Raw genomic sequence first — 21,736 nt, forward strand, 5'->3', positions numbered from 1 at the left:
TCTCAGATCCTCGGCATTTTCGAAAACAGCCGGAAAGCGTTCTCCGTCGTGATCCGTGCGACCTCCGCGTAGGAGAGGCCGATCGTCTCGGCGAGCACCTCGGCCGTGTTGACGACATAGGACGGTTCGTTGCGCTTGCCGCGCCAGCGCTTCGGCGCCAGATACGGCGCATCCGTTTCAACGAGCAGCCGATCCTGCGGGATCGTCTTGGCGATCTCGCGCAGCTCTTCCGATTTCGGGAAGGTCAGGATGCCCGAAAAGGAGACATAGCCGCCGAGTTCGACGCCGATGCGCGCCAGTTCCGGACCTGCCGAGAAGCAGTGCAGGATGAAGGGGAAAGCCCCCTTCCCCGTTTCCTCGGTCAGGATCGCGGCCATGTCCTCATCGGCGCTACGGCTGTGGATGACGAGTGGCAGCTGTGTGGCCCGCGCCGCCGCGATATGGCGGCGAAAACCGGTCTGCTGGTCCTCGGGCTTCTGCGTATCGTAGAAATAATCGAGGCCCGCCTCACCGATCGCCACCACCTTCTCATGGGCGTTGGCAAGGCGCACCAGCTCTTCCGTCTGGATATCCAGCTCTTCGTCGGCATTGTTCGGATGCGTGCCGACCGAGCAGAACACCGAAGGATATTTCTCGGTGATAGCAAGCAGCCGGTCGAGCTTGCGCACCCGCGTCGAAATCGTCACCATCTGCTTGACGCCCGCCTGATGGGCGCGCGTAACGATCTCGTCGCGCTCCGCCTCGAAGTCGGCGAAATCCAGATGGCAATGCGTATCGATCAGCACAGCCTTAAGCCTCCGGAGCCACGTAGCGCGGGAAGACCGGCGCTGGCGCTTCGAGCGGCGTTCCGGCAACCAGACGGCCGGATTCGCCAAGAGCAGCAAAATCGCGCTTGTCTGCAGGTGCCGCGACCAGATCGAGCAGCTTGACCGATGATTGAGGCATGAAGGGCTGCAGCAGGATGGCGATCTGGCGCACGACTTCCGCGGTGACGTAAAGCACAGTGCCCATCCGCGCCGGATCGGTTTTCTTCAGTGCCCAGGGCGCCTGGCCGGCGAAATAACGGTCGGTCTCGGACACGACCGCGATGATCGAGGCAAGCGCCCGGTGGATCTGCTGCTTGCCCATGTCCTCGCGTGTGGAGGCATGCAGCGCGTCGGCCTGTGCCAGCATCGCCTTGTCCTCGTCGGTTAGCGGCCCGCATTCCGGGATCTTGCCGTCGCAGTTCTTGACGATCATCGACAGCGAGCGGCTGGCGAGGTTGCCGATGCCGTTGGCAAGATCGGAGTTGATGCGGATGCCGATCGCCTCTTCGCTATAGCTGCCGTCCTGGCCGAAGGAGACTTCGCGTAGGAAGAAGTAGCGCACCTGGTCAAGGCCGAAATGGTTCACCAGGTTGACAGGATCGACGACATTGCCGAGCGACTTCGACATTTTCTCGCCCTTGTTGAGCAGGAAGCCATGGGCGAAGACCCGCTTCGGCAGCGGCAGCTTTGCCGACATCAGGAAGGCCGGCCAGTAGACGGCATGGAAGCGAATGATGTCCTTGCCGATGATGTGCACATCGGCCGGCCAGTATTTCGCCCGCGTGCCGTTCCTGTCCTCGATATAGCCTGTGGCGGTGATGTAGTTGGTCAGCGCGTCGACCCAGACATACATGACATGGGCGGGATCGTTCGGCACCTTGATGCCCCAGTCAAAGGTCGTGCGCGAGACTGAGAGATCCTTGAGGCCCGATTTGACGAAGGAGATCACCTCGTTGCGGCGCTCGGCCGGGCCGATGAAATCGGGGTTCGCCTCGTAATGGGCGAGCAGCTTCTCCTGGTATTCGGAGAGCTTGAAGAAATAGCTCGCCTCCTCCACCCATTCGACGGGCGTGCCCTGCGGGCCGTAGCGCACGCCGTCGGCGCGCAGCTCCGTCTCGTTTTCCTGGTAATAGGCCTCGTCGCGCACCGAATACCAGCCGGCATAGCTATCCTTGTAGATGTCGCCATTCTCGGCCATCAGGTTCCAGATGTTGCGCGACGTCTCGTGATGGCGTTCCTGCGTGGTGCGGATGAAGTCGTCATTCGAAGCGTTGAGCAGCTTGGCCATCGCCTGGAATTCACCGGAGTTGCGGTCGGCAAGCGCCTGAGCGGTAATCCCCTCGGCGCGCGCCGTCTGCTGCATCTTCTGGCCGTGTTCGTCTGTGCCGGTCAGGAAGAACACGTCCCTGCCATCCAGGCGCTGGTAGCGCGCCATCGCATCCGTCGCGATCAGCTCATAGGCATGGCCGATATGCGGCTTGCCGTTGGGATAGGAAATCGCGGTGGTGATGTAGAAGGGTGTCTTGTCTGTCATGGCGGCCAATGTCCGGCTTACTCTATAAAAATGGTCAGCCGCTCTTAGCGCATGTCACCGTCAAGCGAAACATCAAGTTTTGCCGCCGCCAATGATTTCCGGGACGCGGGCAGCGGTGAACTTGACTCCGCTTCTGCCGCAATCTACCCGTCATGGAAAAGAGGGCGAGGCAGAACGAAGTGCCAGTTTTCATCTATCCGGTTTGTCGTGGCCGCGCGCCGTCGGAGGCGCTTGATTGACGTTCGAGCCTCTCTATTCACTTTCGGGCTTGTTTGTCGGCGCGCTCGTCGGAATCACCGGCGTTGGCGGCGGTTCACTGATGACACCGCTGCTGGTGCTGCTCTTCGGCGTCCATCCTGCGACCGCCGTCGGCACCGATCTTCTCTATGCGGCGATCACCAAGACTGCCGGCACCGCCGTCCACGGCATGCACGGGCGCGTCAATTGGAAGATCGTCGGCAGTCTCGCAATCGGCAGCGTGCCGGCCGCCCTGCTGATGCTCTGGCTGCTGGCAGGCGTCGATCGCAAAAGCATCGGTGTCACCAATACCATCACCACGGCGCTCGGCTGGCTTCTTGTCATGACCGCGATCATGCTGGTCTTCCGAGGTCCGATACTCGAGCTGGCACGCCGCGCCATCGGCGACCGCACGCCGCCGCAGCCGAGAACCATCCTTGCCCTCACCGTCATTCTCGGATTCCTGCTCGGCGTCCTCGTCACCCTGACCTCTGTCGGTGCCGGCGCGCTGGGTGTGACGATCCTGCTCGTCCTTTATCCCAGGCTCGATGTGCGCGAGATCGTCGGTTCCGATATCGTCCATGCGGTCCCGCTGACCCTGATCGGCGGCACGGGCTACTGGCTGATCGGCGAAATCGACTGGCCGATGCTGTTTGCCCTGCTGATCGGTTCCATCCCGGGCATTATCATCGGCAGCCTCCTGGCGCCGAAGCTGCACGAGCGCACCATCCGCATCGTCCTTGCCGCGACACTCGCCGTCGTCGCCGTCAAGCTGCTGACCGGCTGATCGGAGAACCAGGACGGAACTAGAGACCCGGCTGCTTGATATCGGCGAGAATGCCGATGATCGTCTGTTTGCGGTCGAGGTTATAGGCATCCGAAATGGTCAGCCGTTCGGTGATTTCGGAATAAAGCCGTGCCAGCCGCTCTGCAGCCGCGATCTGCCCCTCGCCTGCCGCTGCGCGTGCCCGGTTCATGATGTCGTCGCCGACATGGCTGACGAAGAAATCGAAGATCGTGTCACTTTCTTTGCCCGAAAGCGCATCGGCCAGCCGATGCATCGCCTTACGGGCCGTCGGCCCTTCGGCCGACAGCATCTCCTCATAGGCGGCAATGATCTCGCCGCCGCCGTAATTCAGCAGTTTCAGCGCCTCGCCGACGCTGCCCTTGGCGGCCGAAAGCACCGCCGCGCCCTCTCCCGATATGCCGAGATGGGCAAGCGCGGCTATGAGCGCATCGTCTGCAAGCGGTGCCAGTTTCAGCGGCAGGCAGCGCGAGCGGATCGTCGGCAGCAATCGTCCCGGCGCATGCGAGAGCACCAGGAACAAGGCCCGCTTCGGCGGTTCTTCCAGGATCTTCAGGATGGCGTTGGCCGCATTGCGGTTCATGTCGTCGGCCGGGTCGATGATGACGATCCGCCAATTGCCAGTGCCTGATGTCTGCGAGAAAAATTTGCCGGCGCGGCGCACCTCGTCGACGGTGATCGCCGACTTTACCTTGCCGGTCTTTTCATCCACCGGCCGGGCGAGATGCAGAAGGTTGTGCGAGGCGCCGGAGGTGATCTGCCGGCTGACGGACGAGGCAGGATCCGGATCGCCGATCGTCTCCGGCGCAGTGGCAGGATCGGGATAGGAGAGTACGTGATTGGCGAAGCGGAAAGCGAGCGTCGCTTTGCCGATGCCCTCAGGCCCCTCTATCAGGATGGCGTGGTGGCCCTTGCCGGACCGATAGGATTGCGCCAGGAAGGCCTCCGCCTCCTCATGGCCGAACAGCCTGGTATTTTCCCCCGGCCAGATGGCGCCGTCGAGCAGTCCAGGCCTTTCTTCACTCATAACGGGCTTCACTCATGATGTGCGGCTTCCGGCATGCGCGCACGGCCTGCAGGCGACATGAGCTGCCGGACGATCGCCACGATCTCGGCGGCGATCGCCTCCTCGCTCTGCATGGCGTTGATCACGTGACAGCGCTCCGGCTCGCGGGCGGCGATATCGAGAAAGGCTTCGCGCCTTTTCTCGTGGGTTTCGAGCCGCTCTTTCTCGAAGCGATCGGGAGCGTCGGCGGCGGCGCGTTTCTGCGCCCGCTCCAGCCCGATCTTGGCGGGGATATCGAGGATCACGGTACAATCCGGCATGACGCCGTTAATGGCGATGCGCTGCAGCGTCTCGATGAAATCGGGCTCGAGATTGCCGGTGACGCCCTGGTAGACGCGGGAGGAATCCATGAAACGGTCGCAGAGCACGATCTTGCCGGCAGCCAGTGCGGGGCGAATCACCTCTTCGACATGGTCGTTGCGCGCCGCCGCAAACAGGATAGCCTCCATCCGCGTGCCAAAGGCCTCGGCGGCCCCCGACAGGAGCACGTGGCGCACGGCCTCGGCGCCCGGCGATCCGCCCGGTTCCCGCGTCACCAGCACATCGTGACCGTCGCCCTTCAGCGCCTCGGCGAGGCGGCGGATCTGCGTGGATTTCCCAGCGCCTTCCCCGCCCTCAAACGTAACGAACAATCCCGTACCGGATGACAATGACAACTTCCCGCATTCCAGGCGCCGCACGCGCCTTGCTTCTTCTATCTATCCGAAGACAGCAGGAAGGAAAACCTTTCGACGCGGCGACATATTCACCTTTCCCGGCAAATTGCATCGGAAAGCCGGCGTTCAGCCCGGCGCGGACTTGTCCCACAGCCAGGAGAAGAAAAGCGATTCGCCGAGTTCCAACATGGCGTCAACAGCCCGGCTGCTGAGCGAGCCTTCGCCGACTCCCTGCACTGTATAGAGCGACACTTCCCTGAGCAGCCGGCTGCCCGCGAAAATCCTGAGTGTGCCTGCCTGGGTGTCCGGCGTCACCGGTGCCGTCAGCGGCCAGCGATAAATGATGCGCGCCGACAGCCGGTCGGGATTGCTGATCGGAATATAGACGCTGACCGGCGCCTTGGCTACGAGATCGACGGTGCGCGCCGTGCCGCCATAGACGCTGGCAGCGCCGATCACTTCGTTCTCGGCGAAGATCTGCCGGTTCTCGAAGGCCGTCAGCCCCCATTCGAGCACCCGCTTGGCCTCCTCCGTCCGCTCCTTGTCGGAAGCAATGCCGGCAAGCGCCAGAAACAGCCGTCTGCCGTCCCGCTCAACCGACGCGACGATCGAATAACCCTCGCCCTCGGTAAAGCCGGTTGCCAGCCCGTCGGCGCCGAGATCGAGCCCGAGTAGCGGATTGCGGTTGCGCTGGAAGATCTTGTTCCACTCGAAATCCGGCTGCGCAAAATAGGGGTAGAGGTTCGGATAGGACTTTTGCAGGGCCGTGGCGAGCGTCACCATCTCGCGCGCCGTCACTTTGCTCTTTCCATCGGGAAGACCGGTGGAATTGCCGAACTCGGCTTTTTCCATGCCGAGCTCACGAGCGCGCCGCGTCATCGACTCGGCAAATTGCTGCTCGCTGCCAGCCATGCCTTCGGCGAGGATAATGCAACTGTCATTGGCGCCCTGGATGGCGATCCCCTTGATCAAGTCCTCGACGCGCACGCGCGATTTGAGGCTGGCAAACATCGTTGCCGTCCTCGACGGCGCGCCGCCGGTTCTCCAGGCATATTCGGAAACGGGATATGCGGTATCGAAGGTAATCTGACCCTTCGTCAACGCGTCGAAGACGAGATCCATCGTCATCAGCTTGGCGAGCGAAGCGGGCGAAAAGCCCTGGTCCTCGTTCTTGGCGAGAAGCACCGTGCCGGTGGCGGCCTCGATCATATAGGCCTGCGCCGCCTTGGTGGCGAAACCAGCGGCCCCGCTATCGGCCGCAAGCGCTCCGGTGGTCAACGGGATGAGGCATGCAAGAGCAATTCCAGCAAAAGTCCGTAGCGGTTTTGCGTCCGGAATTGCGGTGAAACAAAGGCGAAGCACAAGCTTCAGCATCAGGCGCTTCCATCGATCGAGCGGCGTGTCGTCAGGAGGTTAGAGTGAGAGGAAATCCGATGCAATCGCCGCGCTCAGCGGGCGGCGAATTTGGCCTGATGACGCTTGGCCGAGGCCAAGATGGACTCCTGCGTCAGCCCGTCATTGCGCGCCATCACCGCGTCAAAGGCGAGATCAACGGTCACCGTCTTCACGTCGTCGTTCTGGTAGCCCAGCGCGAGGGAGCCGAGCGGCCGTTCATAGGGCATAGGACCGATCTCCGGCAGCACGACCATCTGGTCGAAGGCCTGCGAGGCATTGTTGGCGGACGGTACCTGCGGCGCGACCAAGACATGGGCGCCGGGAGCAACAGCGGGCGCCGTATTATAGCGGGCGCTCGGTGTCGAGCCGGCATAGGAAGTCGCCGACATCGGTACCGGCACGTTGGCCGGCGTCTCGTAATCTTCCGAACTCTGCAGCTGGTCGCGGGTGATCTTGCGGCTGTTGGAGGCGACCATCACGCCGGTTGCGATCTGGCCTTCCGGATTGACGCCGGGAATACGGCTGCCCTTCGGCACGTAGGAAGCCATCAGATAGGGCATGTCGTGGCCGTCCATGCGGGCGCGGCCGACATATTGCACGCGCACCTTGCCGGTGCCGCTGTGCTGCAGATCCAGCATGTCAGCCGTCTTGTTCGACAGGTCGATGATGCGACCTTCATGATAGGGGCCGCGATCGTTGACGCGCACGATGACGGAGGAACCGCTTTCGAGATTGGTGACGCGCGCATAGCTCGGCAACGGGAAGGTCGGATGCGCGGCGGAAAGATGCATCTGGTCGTAGACTTCGCCGTTCGCCGTCAGGCGCCCATGAAAGGCCGAGCCATACCAGGAGGCGACGCCGACCTTGTTATAGGCGAAGTCTTCTTTCGGATAATACCACTTGCCCTTCACCTCGTAAGGATTGCCGACGATGTAGCGGCCGCCGCCCTTCGGGATATTATTGCCTGTGGCGACCCGTGGGCTCGCCTTCACGCCATATTCGGATTCGGAGAAATATTCTTTGCCGTGGCCTTTCTTCTTCGGCACGGCCTGGGTCGTGCCGCACGCCGCAACCGTCGCACACATCGCCGATACCGCCAGCCACCGTGCTGTCGTTGCGAAAGACGCCGCCCCGTATCCCAATTTCATATGTCCCACGCCGCTCAAAGATCGTTATGGTTAAGGAACTTTGCCCCATACTGGGCCAATACGCCTTATCCCCGCCCGCCTAACGAGGGTTTAATCTTGCGAAGTTCGTGGCAAATTTACGAACGATTTCGCAGCGATAGTCATAATTCTAGTGATTATGGTTTACAAATCGCTAATGCGAGCCCTGTCCCCCTGCCCTGCCACTGCCGCAAAGAAGCCTGAAATTCCCGTGCCGATGCGGGGCATATAGTAAACATCCGGCCGCTTCAGACGCCCGAAAAGCTCCATATTGAAACGCCGCCGGCACGGCTCCATCGCCGATCTGCCTCGATCCTCTCCGGGAACGAAATGTCCGCGAAAGGCTTTGAAGGTTATGCCTGTGGAGGATCACTATGAACGATGAAACCATAACGCAGCTCGACACTGTGAGCCGGCAGCTGAATGTTCGGGCGCGTGCGCTTTCCCAGCTGGATCAAGAGAGCGACATCGCAATGCTGATGTCGGCACTTGCGGTGACGATGGAAGCGGTTCGCTCTCTCTGCGAGGATATGAACCAGCTCAATGGTCCGAAAGGCCTCGGATCAGACGGAGGCTAGATCTCATGTCTCCGACATAAGTTTCAAAGAGCTTGCCCGGGAACGAGTTACGCGCCGACCCGCAAATTCCCGCCGGCCTGCGAAGCTCGTCAACACTAAAGAACAGCGATTGCCTCCGTCGCATTGTCCCGCAGCGTTCACCGAAAAGTAGATTTTAGCCGCTATTCCGGCCCCGCTTCTCATCTCATATCGGGTTCCGGCAATGGATCTTGCGACAGTCCTTCTTCTACACAAGTCTTCCTTCATCGTCGGAGCAATCTGCTTCTTCTACGTGAGATGGCGCTCTGGAGCGACGCCAGGGCTTGGCGTACTCGCCGTCGGTTTTTCCTTGCTCGCGATCGCCTCGACGCTGGCAGGTTTGGATGAGCGTCTTCACATGTCCAATAATGCCAGGACACTCTGGAGTTTTTCGCTTGGTGCCAATGGTTACGGGCTGATGGCGGTGGGTCTTTTTGGCCTCAGCCGGCGTCACAGCTCCCTTCGAGACTGGTGGCCGATGCTCCTGCCTGTCACCCTGACGCTTAGTGCGGCGATCACGCCGTGGTATGTGGACAATGGGCTCAGAGCATCCGTGTTCAACGGCAACGCCGCCCTTCTGCTGGCCTTGTCGGGGTTAGTGATCGCCCGCGACTTCTTTCAGGAGCGCCTTACTGCGCGGTTCGGTCTTTCCGTGGCTATTTTTGTCGCGACATCTCTCTCAGCTTTGGTCGTGGTCGGTTTCATCTTTCCGAACGATGCGCCTCTTCCCCCGCGCTACGCATTCTTTTTGCTGATTATCTGTCATTTCGCGGTGGCTCTGTTCGTGCTCGTGCTCGTACAGGAAAGAGCCGAAGAGAAGCTTACCAGACTTGCGAATACCGACATGCTGACCGGCGTTCCCAATCGGCAGCATTTCTTCAGCTCACTTCCCAAAAGCCTCGGGCCCGGAGACGCATTCGTCCTGATCGATATCGACTTTTTCAAGAGCGTGAACGATCGCTTCGGACACGACAAAGGCGATATTGTTCTCGTAAGTGTTGCTCGGACGATTGCTGACAGCATACCCCGGTCCAGCGTCTTTGGTCGGCTGGGCGGCGAGGAGTTCAGCCTCTTCCTTCGCGGCGAAACCGAAGCCTCTGCTTTCGCACTCGCGGAGCAGATACGTGAGGCGGTCAACGCCTTGAGTCTCGTCTTCGACGGAAAACAGGTCTCCCCGACCGTCAGCGCAGGTGTGGCGCTGTGGGAAGCGGGCCTCACGGAACTAGACGTCCAGAAGCGTGCGGATCAGGCGCTTTACAGCGCCAAAAATAACGGTCGCAACAGGGTGGAGTTGTTCACCGGCATGGAGTTGGTCAATAGCACCCCTGCACTGGAACTGCGATCGGCCCGCGCAGGCTGACAAACACCGGAGCTCGGTCACGCTCAGACTGACTGGCACGCCATAACGGAATGCCGGCAAATGCTGCAGAGCACGTTGACGCTGCTATCAAAGCTGCTAAAACCCAGCCATCGAGTGATTGGGGCGCAAACCGGCAGTAACTGCCGGTTGGAAGAAGTCAATGGAATGTGGTTTCTCAACCTTTCAATCAGATGGAAGAGTGTCCGAGTGGTTTAAGGAACCGGTCTTGAAAACCGGCGTGCGGGAAACCGTACCGTGGGTTCGAATCCCACCTCTTCCGCCAGCAACCTGTTGAAAAGCGTGTGTATTTTTCCAAACCTTCCGAGGTGATATTCCAACTCGCTTGCCATACAGTCAACGAAGATCTGCAATAATGCTGCGGCATCCAGACGCGCTGTCGGACCCATCGATAGCGTATAGCTGATGGCGCACAACGGACCGACGGAAGCTTAACGATTTGGGCGGCGCCTTTACACGAATCGCGGTGCTTGTTGTAGTGCTGAAATGATGCCTCGCTTCATTTGCATATGTCTATTGGTGCCCTTCCTCGGCGGCTGCGTCTATAGGTACTATCCGGCTCCTCCGATAAAGCATATGCCCGCATATCCTTCGGGTTGCGTCGACTGCAACAAGGCATCGCGGCCGGAGGAGAAACCATGACAACGCCCGACAGGGTCGCCCTGTGGCTGCCCTTCTGCCTGGTGGGCGGCATCTGTGGCTGGAGTTGGTATTGGTATGTCAGATCGATCATCTTCTATTATAAAAATGGCTTCGATTTCAGCGAAGATTTCGGACCCCAATTTTCGGAATTCCCTGATGATGATCGCTTTACTGCGAAGCCGAAAGAAAAATTCTTGATAGCTTGGCCCGTTTTCGTCGTTGTTAGCACAGCCAATTTGATCCCAATTACTTTAGGTCTGCTGGGGATCCTCAATTGAGGGCGGTAACCGCGCTGGGCGGACTATTCTGCCTCATAACCGCCGGACTATCAGTGTCGCGCAACCGTTTAGATGACGTGTGCCGCAACTTGCCGTCATGCGTCCACGCCCGACAGTCGGTTTCAGCAACAGGGCGCGGATCGACTAGGACCGCGTTTTGCAATCGACAGCAGGCTTGCGATGATCAGCTTTCCATCTTCTCCCGGCGTCCATTCGCGGAACGCTCGTTAAAGCCGGTTCCCACTCCCCGAGAAAGACGAGCTCGTTTCCTTTGCGCGCTGCGAGCAGCATGCCGCCGAATGATTCTGCAGACTAAGTGCGCGAGGCCGACACGCTCATTGTCACGAAGCCCGGCCGCCTCGCCCGTTCGACTGTCGATCTCCTTGCCATCAGCGATCTGTTGAGCCTCGCCCGTATTGCTGCACAGCAATCGCGATGGGGACTGAAGCCACAGCCGCTCACGAAAGCAGCGAATAGATCCAGACGCCAACAGAACCCCAAAAGATAGCCGGCATCACTATCATCCCCAAAATGATGATCTTGGTCACACTAAAAGCTCCGAAATTCGACTCATTCCGCAAAGCTATTGCAACGATCGAAGGTTGGTATGGGGCACGAAGTCCGGGACCGATCGGACCTTGGTCTGAGTTCTACGGCTGAATGCATAATCCCCTGGAGGAGAGCTTACTCGATAGATCCGGTTAGAGCGCTGCGGTTGCGGTTCATGCTCCTGCGGAACTGGTTCGCCGCCGGTAGGTCCCGGCCGCGATGGTCAACGCGATGGCGATCAATGCGGCTGCGACGCCGAAGGTGATCTGCATACCTGAATGAACGGCCTCGGGCCGTGCCGCGGCGATCTCTGAGCTCCCCGATCCATACGCGAACACGGCCCCCATGACGGATGCGCCGGTAATCAGCCCGAGATTGCGCGACAGGTTGAGCACGCCGGAGATGACGCCGCGCTGGTCGGGCTGCACATCCGCCACGACGGCCGTGTTGTTGGCCGCCTGGAACAACTGATAGCCTGATGTCAGCAGAGCGATTCCGGCGATGTAGCCGGCAATTCCGGGCAGCACGGCGAGAGCGATGGAACCGATGGCCATGGCGACGAGCCCTGCAGCAACCACGAAGGGCGTGTCCAGGCGATCGACCAGGCGACCGGCCGGGACACCGCTGAGGATCGAGATCACCGGACCGATCGACATGACGGTGCCAACCAGCGCCTCGTTGAGCCCGAGCGTACGGGAGAGATAGAAGGGCGCGACCACCAGCGTCGCCATCATCACAGTCGAGACGAGCCCGTTCATCGCCAGGCTGGCGGTGCGCACGCGGTCGCGGAACACCGCCAGCTGGATCAGCGGCGATGCCGTTCTCGCCTCGGCGAAGACGAAGAGACCGGCGCCGAAACCGGCAATGAGCAGCAGGGCGAGGTTCAACAGGCCAAAGCTGCCATGCCCGATCGTCATCGCCAGCGCATAGGCCGAAAGCGTCAAGGCAAGCAGCAGCGTGCCCACCATGTCGAAGCCGGCCCGATCCTTCTTCCTTCCGCCGATATCGTCCGGCAGATGGCGATAGGCGAGAACGAAGGTCGCCAAGCCGAGCGGCACGTTGACGAGGAAGATCGCCGGCCAACCGAAACAGGCGATCAGCAGACCGCCGAGCGAGGGCCCAAGAGCGGTGCCGATCGCCGACATCGTTCCGAGCAGCCCCATGGCGCTGCCGGTCCTCGTCTTCGGCACCGTTTCACCGACAAAGGCCATGGTCAGCGCCATCATGATTGCCGCGCCCAGACCCTGCAGCGCGCGCGCCGCGATCATCAGCCACAGCGTCGGCGCGAGGCTGCAGAGGACCGAGGCCAGAGTGAAGAGCAGGATGCCGGTGAGCAGCAGCCGTCGCCGGCCGGTGACATCGCCGAGCCGCCCGACGCTGACGATCAAAGTAGTAATGGCAAGGAGATAGGCGAGCACGATCCACTGGACATCCTGGAAGGCGGCGTCGAACCCCCGCGCCAGGCTCGGCAGGCCGACATTGGCGATGCTGGTGCCGAGCGATGGCAGCAGAATCGAGAGGGAAAGGCTGGCGAGTGCCCAGCGGACGGAATAGGGGCGTTCGGCGGCGGCCTCGCCGCGCTCTGTAATGATCGGTTTCACCGTAGACTCCGTTTTTCTCGCTCCGGAAAGGGAGCCGCCGGCAAACATAGTCCTCCGCGCGGTATGGCGGAACGCGCAGCATTTGCATTCTATTCGTGCGTTGGACGCCATATGAAGCTGTGTTATATCGGATGCATGTCGACACCCGATTTCAACCTGCTCGTCACCCTGGATGTGCTGCTCGTCGAGGGCAGCGTTGCCCGCGCCGCCCACAGGCTGCGGCTCAGCCCGTCGGCCATGAGCCGGGCGCTGGCGCGACTGCGCGAGACGACGGGCGATCCGCTGCTGGTGCGCGCCGGCCGCGGCCTCGTCCCCACGCCCCGAGCGCTCGAACTGCGCGAGCGGGTCGGCCGGATCGTCGAGGAAGCGCAAGCGGTGCTGCGCCCTGCCGAGGCGCTTGATCTCACACGGTTGGTCCGGACGTTCACGCTGCGCATCAGCGAAGGTTTCGCCGAGACCTTCGGACCCGATCTGATCGCCCGCCTCGGTGGTGAAGCGCCGGGCGTGCGGCTGCGCTTCGTGCAGAAACCGGATAAGGACAGCGCCCCGTTGCGCGACGGAACCGTCGACCTGGAAACCGGCGTCGTCGGCGAAACGATGGGGCCGGAGCTGCGGGCGCAGGCCTTGTTCCGCGACCGTTTCGTCGGCGTGGTGAGGATAGGGCATCCGCTCTGCCAGGGCGAGATCACGCCCGCCCGATATGTAGCCGGCCGGCACATCACCGTCTCGCGGCGCGGGCTCGACAAGGGACCGATCGATGAAGCTCTTGATGCGCTCGGGCTCGAACGCCAGATTGCCACCATCGTCGGCGGTTTTTCCACGGCGCTGGCGCTCGCCCGCGCCTCGGATCTGATCGCCTGTGTTCCGGAACGGCACACAGGCGCATTGCGCCGGGAAATGCACAGTTTTCCCTTGCCCGTTCCGATCCCCGAGATCACGCTTTCCTTGCTCTGGCATCCGAGGATGGATGCCGATCCGGGCCATCGCTGGCTGCGCGGCTGCGTTCGGGATGCCTGCGCGGCGACGTGATCGACTGGCGACGGAGCACCGCGGGCAGACGATCGATCCGTTCGTGATAGTTGACTATCCCATGTCGACGTGATTACCCGCCGAAGATCATTGAACGAATTTATCAGGCGGGAACATCATGGCCGACGACATCATCATAAAGGATAGTAACGGAAGCCAGCTTCATGACGGCGATTCCGTGACGCTGATCAAGGACCTCAAGGTCAAGGGAACTTCCGAGACGCTGAAGCGTGGAACATTGGTCAAGGGCATTCGCCTGACCGACAATCCCGGCGAGATCGAATGCAACACCAAGCAGGTCAAGGGTCTGGTGTTGAAAACGGAATTCCTCAAGAAGGCATAGGATCGGCCTTATCAGCCGCTTCCTGCGGCACTTCCTCGGTGATCACCTCGAAGCGGCAAAGCACTGCCGGCCCGAAGGCTGTCGACATTGCGACGTCGGTGGCGTCGCGGCCGGTCCCCATGAGGATCCTGCCGATGCGCGGTGTGTTGTGGCGGGCATCGACCGTATGCCAGTGGCCGCCGAGAAAGACCTCGAACCAGGCGCTGAAATCCATCGGATTGGGATCGATCGGAACGCCGATATCGCCGAGATAGCCGGTGCAATATCGGGCTGGAATATTCATGCATCGGCAAAGCGCGATGGCGAGATGGGCAAAGTCGCGGCAGACACCTGCCTTGTCGACGAAGCCGCCATGCGCGGTCCGCAGCAGGTCGGCCTTCAGGTAGTCGAAGGTGATGTGGTCGTGGACGAAATCGCAGATCGCCTGGACACGCGCCCAGCCAAGCGGCGTCGATGAAAAGGTTGCCCAGGCGAAATCGGCAAGCCTGTCGGTGTCGCAATAGCGGCTGCCGAGCAGGAAGACGAGCACCTCGTCCGGCAGGTCGTTGATCGCGTGCTGGACGGCATCGTCGGGAACGACGTCGGGCTGGCCGCTGTCGTAAATCTCGAACTCGGTGGAAATCGTCGTCACTCCAGCCGGGGCGACGATCCGGCTGCAGGCATTGCCGAAACCGTCGGTATATTCCCAGGCCTCGATCGGCCGGTCGAAATCCAGCACCTGCTCGCTGAGAAGATCGGCGCGGCGGGAAGGATGAATGTTGAGGGCGAGCAGCATCGGCGTCGGCTGTATGCATTCATAGCCCAGATGAAACCCGGCGCGTATTTTCATGGTGGCGTCCTCGCATCCCGCCCAGATGGCGTGACTATGCAACGTCGATCGTGCTGCCCGGTTCCCGCAGCCGCGACCGTCGCCGCGCTCAAATCGAGGATTACTTGGTGGTGACGTTGACCTGCACCGTCATGCTGTCGAAATCCGTCCCATCGCCATCATAGCTGCCGCTTAACGGGACGGCCTGGCGCGGATCGCGGGCGACGGCGACGCGAATGAGATCGCGGTTGCCGACGATCCCGTTGGTCGGATCGAACTCCGCCCAGCCGGCGCCGGGAAGGTAAACCTGGCACCATGCATGGGTGGAGCCGCCGCCGAGCACGGTGGAGCCGTCCCGGTCGGGAACATAGACATAGCCCGTCACAAACCGCGCGGCGAGGCCGAGGACGCGTGCGGCTTCCATCATCAGCAGCGCGAAATCCCTGCAGGTGCCGGAGCGAAGCTGCAAAGTCTGCAGCGGCGTCTGCGTTCCGTGCTCCATCCGGCGGGCATAAGCGAAGCTTTCGCGAATGGCGTAACAGAGCGTCATCAGCATATGCCCGGTTTCCGTCGGACGCCCCTGGCGGACGAACTGGCGCGCCCAGCGTCCGACCTCGTCGTTGGGGTCGGGATAATGGCGCTGCATCGCCGGCGTCAGATCGGCAATCTCGTCCTTGTCGTAGGAGAATGGATAGGTCAGCGCCTGATCGTCGACCTTGAGATCGAGGGCAACCTGGGGCGTATGATCGAGCGTGATCCAGGTTTCGAAACGAAGCTCGGACGCCGGCCTCGAAATATCGATGAGCGCCACGCAATTGCCGAAAACATCGTGGATCCAGCGCACATGGCTTTCCTCGGGATATATCGCCAACGACGCTTCGATCAGCCGCTGGTCGAAACTGTCGCGCGGCCGGAACATCAAGCGATGCTCGCCGAAATCGACATCCCTGACGTAACGATAGGACGTGATGTGGCGGACGGAGAAAATCGTCATAGGCCGGCTATCCTCCGCGTGAGGCGCGCCCTGCCCGCTTCCTGCTTATCCCGATTTCTTGTCATATAAGCACATTCGAAAGATTGCTATTCTGCATCAACCGATCGACGGCAGAGCCCGTCCAACCTAAGAGGATAAAATGCATATCATCTGGGACGTTCTGACGCTTATGCTGACAATCGGCTCGCTCTATGGCGGTCGCGAATACCGGATTATTCGTGCCCGTGCCCGCGCCCAGAACTGGGGCAACTTCTGATCCGATTCCGAAGCCTGATCGTATAGGCTGCTGCTGGAACGGTGGCGGATACGTCGAATGACGTAAAGCCAAGCGCTTAAGGAAGTGCATTATTAGCAGAGACGGCGTCTATCCGTCCATTCCTCCTGTTATTGCCAGCCCGCCTCACCCCAGGCGGGCTTTTTTCGCCGTGATTCTTTTTCCCGCGCCATACTTCTTGGCGCCCGCCTTACTTCTTGGCGCCTGCGGAAAGCACCCGATGTGTCGCATTGTCCATGGCGTGGCTCGCCTCCTGTCCATCCTTCTTCAGCCCGTATGCGGTGTTGCCGCAGCCGGAAAGTGTGAGCAGGTAAATGCAGGCGAAGGCGATTGCAGTTTTTGTCATCAAGTTTTCCCCGGATGGAATGGCGATCAGGGAAAGATGATGCAATCCCCGGCAAAATCAATCCGCGGGCGTTTAGCGCGAACCGCATCGGGAACTCAATGGCGCCACCGGCGTTTATGGAAGCCATCCAACCGGGGTTCACGACATGGATTATCAGATTGCCTTCGCCGCGACCGTTGCGACAGCCTCCTTCCTCGTCTTCATGCTCGTCGTCCACCGGACATAGAGGTTGCTGCCGCCAGTCAGCTTCCGCAAACCGCCGAGCGCGATGGACCCGGATCCTTGCGCGCGCACTCTCAAATGACAGACAAGCAACATTTCAATTTCTGCAAGTATTTCAGCATTCGCCAATGTAATACATTTTAGTTAAATGCCATACTTAACTATTCATTAATAATATACTTGCGCGTCGTCCGCTTCCGCTTATGCTTTATGCAAAGGGGGAGAGGAACAATGTTTACCAAAAGCCTGATCATGCCGTTAGGTTTCGCGATGATTGCCATTGCCGGCCTGTTGTTCCAGATTGCTTCATACGCCTTGCACTCCCCTGTTACCGTGCTGCAGCCGTAAGTCACATAAGTCGCTGAAGCGGCAGGCAATCTCGTAACTGGGAGTGGAACTTCCTTTCGTTTCGTGCATTCTGTGACTCGTTTTGCCAGGAGGGAGATAACCATGGAAAACGCAGGCGTGGGTTGGATTGCAGCCATTATCATCGGTGGCATCGCCGGATGGCTGGCGGAAAAGGTCATGAGCAGCAATATGGGTTTGCTCATGAACATATTGCTCGGCATCGTCGGCGCTATCGTTGCCAACTGGATCCTTGGTCTGTTGCACATCCAGCCGCTGGCCGGTTGGCTGGGTTATCTGATCACCGGCTTCGTCGGTGCCTGCATTCTGATTTTCGTCGGCCGCGTCATCCGTCGCTGATTGCCGCAGACATAGTTAAAAGCCGGGCGCTTCGCGTCCGGCTTTTCTCTGTCTCGAATTGTCTTTCAGCGGCGGCTCAACAGGCCGAAAACATAGGCGATGCCTGCCGTCACCGCGAGCGCCATGAGCGGTTCTTCACGAACCTTGTCGCGCAGTTGCTCCGTCATCAACGACGCCTCGTCGGTAACCGCCGACTTTGCCCCCTGCCCGAGCGCGACCACGCTTTCCGTCAGCCGGGAGAGATCGTTGCGAAGGGCTGCGACCTGCGCCGACAGGTCGTCTGCTGCCATATCAGCCTTGACGCGTGCAGCGGTGGATTCGGCGGAAGCGGTTTTCAATTCAGCCATGGTCTGCTCCTGTTGCATGGGATGCCGCTTCAACGAAATGGCGGCCCGAAAGGTTCCGCCGCAGCCGATCTTTTGTTGGCCGCAGGGCCGCCACGCGGCCACCGCCGCCCGGCGCAGCTTTTCGCGCGACAAACTCTTCATTTCCTGTCGGGTTTGTTCTAAGGAACGTCGAATGTCCGCCCGCGCGCGGCTCAATGATACTGCGAGGTTTGCGTTTCTATGTTCCATATCCTGAGAAGAGCCGCTCAGACCTGGGTCGCCAAGCTGCTGATGCTTCTGCTGGTCGCGTCGTTCGGCATCTGGGGCGTCTCCCGGTCGCTGATTACCGGCAGCAACAGCACCACGGTCGTGACCGTCGGCGATCAGCATGTGGACGTCAACGAATTCCACCTCGCCTACCAGCGCCAGGTGGCAAGTCTCGGCCAGCAGTTCGGCACGCGTCTCACTCCGGAACAGGCTCGCGCTTTCGGCGTCGAGCAGCAGGTGCTTTCCCAGCTCGTCGCCGGCGCCTCGCTCGACCAGCTCGCCGAAGACATGAACCTCGGCCTGTCCGAAGATCGCCTCGCCCAGCTGATCGCCGACGATCCGGCTTTCAAGGCTGTCAACGGCAAATTTGACCGAGAACTCTTCATCTCGCGCCTGCGCAACGCCAATATCCGCCAGGACGATTACATCAAGGAGCGCAGCAAGGTCGCTGTCCGCAGCCAGGTCGTCGATGCCATCTCGAACGGCTTCACCGCGCCGAAGACGCTGGTCGACGCTCTGAAGCTCTATGGCAATGAAAGCCGCAGCATCGACTATCTGCTGCTCACCAACGCCAATATCGAGCCGATCAAGGCGCCTGCCGACGACGTGCTGGCGACGTGGTTCGATGGCGTCAAGCAGCGCTACCAGGCGCCTGAATACCGCAAGCTCGTCTATCTCTCGCTGCAGCCCGCCGATATCGCCGACGCCGCGACCGTCACCGACGACCAGATCCACGAAGCCTTCGACAAGAGCAAGGATACCTACCGCACGCCGGAAAGCCGCACAATCGAACAGCTGACCTTCACCAGCAAGGATCTTGCCGCTGCCGCCGAAACCGCACTGAAGAGCGGCACTAGCTTCGATCAGCTGGTCTCCGACCAGGGCAAGACGGCAAGCGACGTGCTGCTCGGCGAATTCACCAAGGACAAGGTTCCCGACCAGGCCGTTGCCGATGCGGCCTTCGCCGTTTCGAAGGACGGCGGCACGACACCTGTCGTCGAGGGCTCCTTCGGCTCCGTCATCCTTCGCATCACCAACATCAAGCCGGAAACCACCAAGAATTTCGACGAGGTGAAGGAAGACATCCGCAAGCAGCTGGCGCTTTCCAACGCTTCGCAGGAAGTGATCAACGTTCATGACCGCATCGAGGATTTGCGCGCCGGCGGCGCCACGCTTGAGGATATTGCCGGCCAGCTGAAGCTCAAGGCCGTGACCGTCGACGCCGTCGATATGACCGGCGCCGACAAGGACGGCAAAGAGGTCAAGGATATTCCCGTCAAGCAGCAATTGCTCGGCGAAGCCTTCAAGACCGAGGTCGGCGTCGATGCGCCGCCGCTGCCGATTGGCAATGACGGCTATGTCTGGTTCAACGTCCGCGAAATTACCCCGACCCGCGAGCGCCCGGTCGCCGAAGTGCGCGAAAAGGCGGTCGAAGACTGGACGGCGGAACAGCAGAAGGCCGAACTTGCCAAGAAGGCCGAGGCGTTGAAGGCCGAAGCCGCCAAGGGCACCGCGCTTGCCGATATTGCAACGCCGCTCGGCATCGCCGTCGAAAGCAAGAGCGGCCTCACCCGCGCCACCGATGATCCGGTGCTTGGCCGCGCCGGCGTCACCGCCGCCTTCTCCGGCCCCGTCGATGCGGTCGCGAGTGCCGTCGGCGCCGATCCGTCGACGCAGATCCTGATGAAGGTCACCGAGGTCAACAGCGAGCCGACTAGCGACGCGCTGAACAACCGCGATGCCCAGATCACCGCCATGGCCAACGCCGCCGGCGACGATATTCTCGATCAGATGGTCAACGTGCTGCAGACGCAGTACGGCGCGCAGATCAACCAGACGCTCGCCGAGCAGGCGACGCTTCGTTAGGAGGCCCTATGACCGATCTGAAGCCGTTCCTGGCCAAGGCCGCAAGCCGCGAGCCGCTGACGCGTGACGAGGCCCGCGCCGCCTTCGACATCCTGATGTCCGGCCAGGCGACGCCCTCGCAGATCGGCGGCTTCCTGATGGCGCTGCGTGTGCGCGGTGAAACCGTCGACGAGATCGTCGGCGCCGTCACCGCGATGCGCTCGAAGATGCTGACCGTCGAAGCGCCGGCCGATGCGATCGACATTGTCGGCACCGGCGGCGATGCCAGCGGCACCTACAATATCTCGACGCTGGCGGCGCTCATCGTCGCCGGCGCCGGAGTCCCCGTCGCAAAACACGGCAACCGGGCGCTGAGCTCGAAATCGGGCGCGGCGGACAATCTCGCCGCACTCGGCGTCAAGCTCGATGTCGGCCCTGAGATCATCTCTCGCTGCATCGCCGAGGCCGGCGTCGGCTTCATGTTCGCGCAGCTTCATCATTCCGCCATGCGCCATGTCGGCCCCTCCCGCGTCGAACTCGGCACCCGCACCATCTTCAACCTGCTGGGTCCGCTTTCGAGTCCGGCTGGTGTCCGCCGCCAGTTGCTCGGCGTCTTCTCGCCGCAATGGCTGGTGCCGCTTGCCGAAGTCATGCGCGATCTCGGCTCCGAATGCGTCTGGGTGGTCCATGGCGACGGCCTCGACGAGATCACCACGACAGGCATCACCAAGGTGGCCGCGCTCGAAGCCGGCAAGATCCGCACCTTCGAGCTGTCGCCCGCCGATTTCGGCGTCAGCCCTTGCGTTCTCGCCGACATCAGGGGCGGCGATGGCGTCGCCAATGCCGCAGCGCTTCGCGAGGTGCTCAGCGGCGCCAAGAACGCCTATCGTGATATTTCGCTCGCCAATGCCGCGGCATCGCTGGTCATCGCCGGCAAGGTCGAAACGATTCGCGACGGTATGATGCTTGCCGCGCAGTCGCTGGATAGCGGCGCCACCGCGCTTGCCCTCGACAAACTCATCGCCGTTTCCAACGATATCGACTAGGATTGCCCGATGACCGATATTCTGAAGAAGATCGAACTTTACAAGCGCGAGGAAATCGCCGCTGCCAAGGCTGCGGTGTCGCTTGCCGACCTGAAGGCGATGCAGGCTGGCCAGTCCGCTCCGCGTGGTTTTTATAAGGCGCTCGTTGCCCAGCGTGACGCGGGCAATTTTGGTCTGATCGCCGAGATCAAGAAGGCGAGCCCGTCCAAGGGCCTCATTCGCCCGGATTTCGATCCGCCGTCGCTGGCAAAGGCCTACGAAGCCGGTGGCGCGGCCTGCCTTTCCGTGCTGACCGACACGCCGAGCTTTCAGGGTGCCCCGGAATTCCTGACGACGGCACGGGACGCCTGCGCCCTGCCCGCTTTGCGCAAGGATTTCATGTTCGAGACCTATCAGGTCCATGAGGCGCGCGCCTGGGGCGCTGACTGCATTCTGCTGATCATGGCGTCGCTGACTAATGACGAGGCCGAGCGGCTGCAGGACGAGGCTTTCTCGCTCGGCATGGATGTGCTGGTCGAGGTGCACGATGCCGAGGAGATGGAGCGGGCGCTGAAGCTGTCCTCGCCGCTTATCGGCATCAACAACCGCAATCTGCGGACTTTCGAGGTCAGCCTGACGGTCAGCGAGACGCTTGCCTCCATGGTTCCCGCCGACCGGCTCCTCATCGGCGAAAGCGGCATCCACACCCATGCCGATTGCAAGCGGCTGCAGGCCGTCGATATCAGCACCTTCCTTGTCGGCGAAAGCCTGATGCGAAAAGACAACGTGACGGCCGCCACCCGCGCGCTGCTCTTTGGTGAAGCCGCCATCGCGGCCGAATGA

General features: G+C 61.1%; 21 protein-coding genes and 1 tRNA gene. 11 read left to right on the forward strand and 11 right to left on the reverse strand.

Annotated features, from left to right (window positions below):
* Positions 1–2 precede the first annotated feature (2 nt).
* Both K6N12_RS25205 and metG read right to left on the reverse strand, forming a co-directional pair.
* Positions 3–785, reverse strand: coding sequence for a TatD family hydrolase (locus tag K6N12_RS25205; protein ID WP_097628863.1), 783 nt, complete (start codon positions 783–785; stop codon positions 3–5).
* Positions 786–789: 4 nt separating this feature from the next.
* Complete coding sequence (gene metG, locus K6N12_RS25210; RefSeq protein WP_097628862.1) at positions 790–2,340, reverse strand: methionine--tRNA ligase; 1,551 nt, start codon at positions 2,338–2,340, stop codon at positions 790–792.
* Between the two features lie 235 nt (positions 2,341–2,575).
* Here metG and K6N12_RS25215 point away from each other — a divergent pair, with 235 nt between their 5' ends.
* Positions 2,576–3,364 carry a sulfite exporter TauE/SafE family protein gene (locus K6N12_RS25215; protein WP_003586405.1) on the forward strand — a complete coding sequence of 263 codons (789 nt, stop codon included), beginning with the start codon at positions 2,576–2,578 and terminating at the stop codon, positions 3,362–3,364.
* Between the two features lie 19 nt (positions 3,365–3,383).
* Here K6N12_RS25215 and K6N12_RS25220 read toward each other — a convergent pair whose 3' ends face one another.
* The 4 genes from K6N12_RS25220 to K6N12_RS25235 form a co-directional block, all read right to left on the reverse strand.
* Entirely contained in the window at positions 3,384–4,409 is a 1,026-nt protein-coding gene (locus tag K6N12_RS25220; protein ID WP_097628861.1) for a DNA polymerase III subunit delta', read from the reverse strand.
* 8 nt (positions 4,410–4,417) lie between these two features.
* Positions 4,418–5,098 carry a dTMP kinase gene (gene tmk, locus K6N12_RS25225; protein ID WP_097628860.1) on the reverse strand — a complete coding sequence of 227 codons (681 nt, stop codon included), beginning with the start codon at positions 5,096–5,098 and terminating at the stop codon, positions 4,418–4,420.
* Positions 5,099–5,230: 132 nt separating this feature from the next.
* Positions 5,231–6,478 (reverse strand): D-alanyl-D-alanine carboxypeptidase family protein, encoded by a 1,248-nt coding sequence (locus K6N12_RS25230; RefSeq protein ID WP_281424322.1) that lies wholly within the window; start codon positions 6,476–6,478, stop codon positions 5,231–5,233.
* A gap of 74 nt (positions 6,479–6,552) precedes the next feature.
* On the reverse strand, positions 6,553–7,647 hold the full coding sequence (locus K6N12_RS25235) for a septal ring lytic transglycosylase RlpA family protein (protein WP_097628859.1): 1,095 nt from the start codon (positions 7,645–7,647) through the stop codon (positions 6,553–6,555).
* A gap of 392 nt (positions 7,648–8,039) precedes the next feature.
* On the opposite strand from K6N12_RS25235, the gene K6N12_RS25240 reads away from it, so the two are divergent.
* The 4 genes from K6N12_RS25240 (at position 8,040) to K6N12_RS25255 (ending at position 10,559) form a co-directional block, all read left to right on the forward strand.
* Positions 8,040–8,243 carry a hypothetical protein gene (locus tag K6N12_RS25240; protein WP_097628858.1) on the forward strand — a complete coding sequence of 68 codons (204 nt, stop codon included), beginning with the start codon at positions 8,040–8,042 and terminating at the stop codon, positions 8,241–8,243.
* A 202-nt stretch (positions 8,244–8,445) separates the two neighbouring features.
* Positions 8,446–9,621, forward strand: coding sequence for a GGDEF domain-containing protein (locus tag K6N12_RS25245; RefSeq protein ID WP_131710952.1), 1,176 nt, complete (start codon positions 8,446–8,448; stop codon positions 9,619–9,621).
* Positions 9,622–9,814: 193 nt separating this feature from the next.
* Positions 9,815–9,904 (forward strand) — tRNA-Ser (locus K6N12_RS25250).
* 373 nt (positions 9,905–10,277) lie between these two features.
* Positions 10,278–10,559: a hypothetical protein gene (locus tag K6N12_RS25255; protein ID WP_097628857.1), complete on the forward strand. Its 282-nt coding sequence runs from the start codon at positions 10,278–10,280 to the stop codon at positions 10,557–10,559.
* Positions 10,560–11,281: 722 nt separating this feature from the next.
* Here the strand turns inward: K6N12_RS25255 and K6N12_RS25260 are convergent.
* A complete protein-coding gene (locus K6N12_RS25260; protein ID WP_165503900.1) occupies positions 11,282–12,709 on the reverse strand; it encodes an MFS transporter in 1,428 nt (475 codons plus the stop codon).
* Positions 12,710–12,844: 135 nt separating this feature from the next.
* On the opposite strand from K6N12_RS25260, the gene K6N12_RS25265 reads away from it, so the two are divergent.
* Together K6N12_RS25265 and K6N12_RS25270 are read left to right on the forward strand one after the other, a co-directional pair.
* Positions 12,845–13,738 (forward strand): LysR family transcriptional regulator, encoded by an 894-nt coding sequence (locus K6N12_RS25265; RefSeq protein ID WP_097628941.1) that lies wholly within the window; start codon positions 12,845–12,847, stop codon positions 13,736–13,738.
* 118 nt (positions 13,739–13,856) lie between these two features.
* On the forward strand, positions 13,857–14,081 hold the full coding sequence (locus K6N12_RS25270; protein ID WP_097628855.1) for an alkylphosphonate utilization protein: 225 nt from the start codon (positions 13,857–13,859) through the stop codon (positions 14,079–14,081).
* Here the strand turns inward: K6N12_RS25270 and K6N12_RS25275 are convergent.
* From K6N12_RS25275 to K6N12_RS25285, 3 genes are all read right to left on the reverse strand, one after another.
* Positions 14,068–14,910 (reverse strand): transglutaminase-like domain-containing protein, encoded by an 843-nt coding sequence (locus K6N12_RS25275; protein WP_097628854.1) that lies wholly within the window; start codon positions 14,908–14,910, stop codon positions 14,068–14,070. The two genes, K6N12_RS25270 and K6N12_RS25275, sit on opposite strands and share 14 nt — an antisense overlap.
* Before the next feature lie 100 nt (positions 14,911–15,010).
* Positions 15,011–15,883 (reverse strand): transglutaminase family protein, encoded by an 873-nt coding sequence (locus K6N12_RS25280; protein WP_097628853.1) that lies wholly within the window; start codon positions 15,881–15,883, stop codon positions 15,011–15,013.
* Between the two features lie 464 nt (positions 15,884–16,347).
* The gene (locus K6N12_RS25285) at positions 16,348–16,503 is read right to left on the reverse strand and encodes an entericidin (protein WP_097628852.1); all 156 of its coding nucleotides are present in this window, start codon (positions 16,501–16,503) and stop codon (positions 16,348–16,350) included.
* A gap of 672 nt (positions 16,504–17,175) precedes the next feature.
* Between K6N12_RS25285 and K6N12_RS25290 the strand changes: the two genes are divergently transcribed.
* Positions 17,176–17,430 carry a GlsB/YeaQ/YmgE family stress response membrane protein gene (locus tag K6N12_RS25290; RefSeq protein ID WP_131710997.1) on the forward strand — a complete coding sequence of 85 codons (255 nt, stop codon included), beginning with the start codon at positions 17,176–17,178 and terminating at the stop codon, positions 17,428–17,430.
* Between the two features lie 65 nt (positions 17,431–17,495).
* Here K6N12_RS25290 and K6N12_RS25295 read toward each other — a convergent pair whose 3' ends face one another.
* On the reverse strand, positions 17,496–17,777 hold the full coding sequence (locus tag K6N12_RS25295; protein ID WP_003573046.1) for a hypothetical protein: 282 nt from the start codon (positions 17,775–17,777) through the stop codon (positions 17,496–17,498).
* 219 nt (positions 17,778–17,996) lie between these two features.
* Here K6N12_RS25295 and K6N12_RS25300 point away from each other — a divergent pair, with 219 nt between their 5' ends.
* From K6N12_RS25300 to trpC, 3 genes are read left to right on the forward strand one after another with little or no spacing between them, the layout of a single operon-like run.
* Positions 17,997–19,889 carry a peptidylprolyl isomerase gene (locus tag K6N12_RS25300; RefSeq protein WP_131710998.1) on the forward strand — a complete coding sequence of 631 codons (1,893 nt, stop codon included), beginning with the start codon at positions 17,997–17,999 and terminating at the stop codon, positions 19,887–19,889.
* 8 nt (positions 19,890–19,897) lie between these two features.
* Complete coding sequence (trpD, locus tag K6N12_RS25305) at positions 19,898–20,914, forward strand: anthranilate phosphoribosyltransferase (protein ID WP_097628849.1); 1,017 nt, start codon at positions 19,898–19,900, stop codon at positions 20,912–20,914.
* Positions 20,915–20,923: 9 nt separating this feature from the next.
* Positions 20,924–21,736, forward strand: coding sequence for an indole-3-glycerol phosphate synthase TrpC (gene trpC, locus K6N12_RS25310; RefSeq protein WP_097628848.1), 813 nt, complete (start codon positions 20,924–20,926; stop codon positions 21,734–21,736).

It is taken from the genome of Rhizobium redzepovicii, from assembly GCF_019793435.1.
Taxonomy (GTDB): domain Bacteria; phylum Pseudomonadota; class Alphaproteobacteria; order Rhizobiales; family Rhizobiaceae; genus Rhizobium; species Rhizobium redzepovicii.

Excerpts from the sequence above, each read along its gene's own strand:
- metG (WP_097628862.1), bottom strand. The coding sequence starts at position 2,340 with ATGACAGACAAGACACCCTTCTACATCACCACCGCGATTTCCTATCCC.
- K6N12_RS25220 (WP_097628861.1), bottom strand. The coding sequence starts at position 4,409 with ATGAGTGAAGAAAGGCCTGGACTGCTCGACGGCGCCATCTGGCCGGGG.
- K6N12_RS25230 (WP_281424322.1), bottom strand. The coding sequence starts at position 6,478 with ATGCTGAAGCTTGTGCTTCGCCTTTGTTTCACCGCAATTCCGGACGCA.
- K6N12_RS25235 (WP_097628859.1), bottom strand. The coding sequence starts at position 7,647 with ATGAAATTGGGATACGGGGCGGCGTCTTTCGCAACGACAGCACGGTGG.
- K6N12_RS25240 (WP_097628858.1), top strand. The coding sequence starts at position 8,040 with ATGAACGATGAAACCATAACGCAGCTCGACACTGTGAGCCGGCAGCTG.
- K6N12_RS25245 (WP_131710952.1), top strand. The coding sequence starts at position 8,446 with ATGGATCTTGCGACAGTCCTTCTTCTACACAAGTCTTCCTTCATCGTC.
- K6N12_RS25255 (WP_097628857.1), top strand. The coding sequence starts at position 10,278 with ATGACAACGCCCGACAGGGTCGCCCTGTGGCTGCCCTTCTGCCTGGTG.
- K6N12_RS25265 (WP_097628941.1), top strand. The coding sequence starts at position 12,845 with ATGTCGACACCCGATTTCAACCTGCTCGTCACCCTGGATGTGCTGCTC.
- K6N12_RS25270 (WP_097628855.1), top strand. The coding sequence starts at position 13,857 with ATGGCCGACGACATCATCATAAAGGATAGTAACGGAAGCCAGCTTCAT.
- K6N12_RS25275 (WP_097628854.1), bottom strand. The coding sequence starts at position 14,910 with ATGAAAATACGCGCCGGGTTTCATCTGGGCTATGAATGCATACAGCCG.
- K6N12_RS25280 (WP_097628853.1), bottom strand. The coding sequence starts at position 15,883 with ATGACGATTTTCTCCGTCCGCCACATCACGTCCTATCGTTACGTCAGG.
- K6N12_RS25285 (WP_097628852.1), bottom strand. The coding sequence starts at position 16,503 with ATGACAAAAACTGCAATCGCCTTCGCCTGCATTTACCTGCTCACACTT.
- K6N12_RS25290 (WP_131710997.1), top strand. The coding sequence starts at position 17,176 with ATGGAAAACGCAGGCGTGGGTTGGATTGCAGCCATTATCATCGGTGGC.
- K6N12_RS25295 (WP_003573046.1), bottom strand. The coding sequence starts at position 17,777 with ATGGCTGAATTGAAAACCGCTTCCGCCGAATCCACCGCTGCACGCGTC.
- K6N12_RS25300 (WP_131710998.1), top strand. The coding sequence starts at position 17,997 with ATGTTCCATATCCTGAGAAGAGCCGCTCAGACCTGGGTCGCCAAGCTG.
- trpD (WP_097628849.1), top strand. The coding sequence starts at position 19,898 with ATGACCGATCTGAAGCCGTTCCTGGCCAAGGCCGCAAGCCGCGAGCCG.
- trpC (WP_097628848.1), top strand. The coding sequence starts at position 20,924 with ATGACCGATATTCTGAAGAAGATCGAACTTTACAAGCGCGAGGAAATC.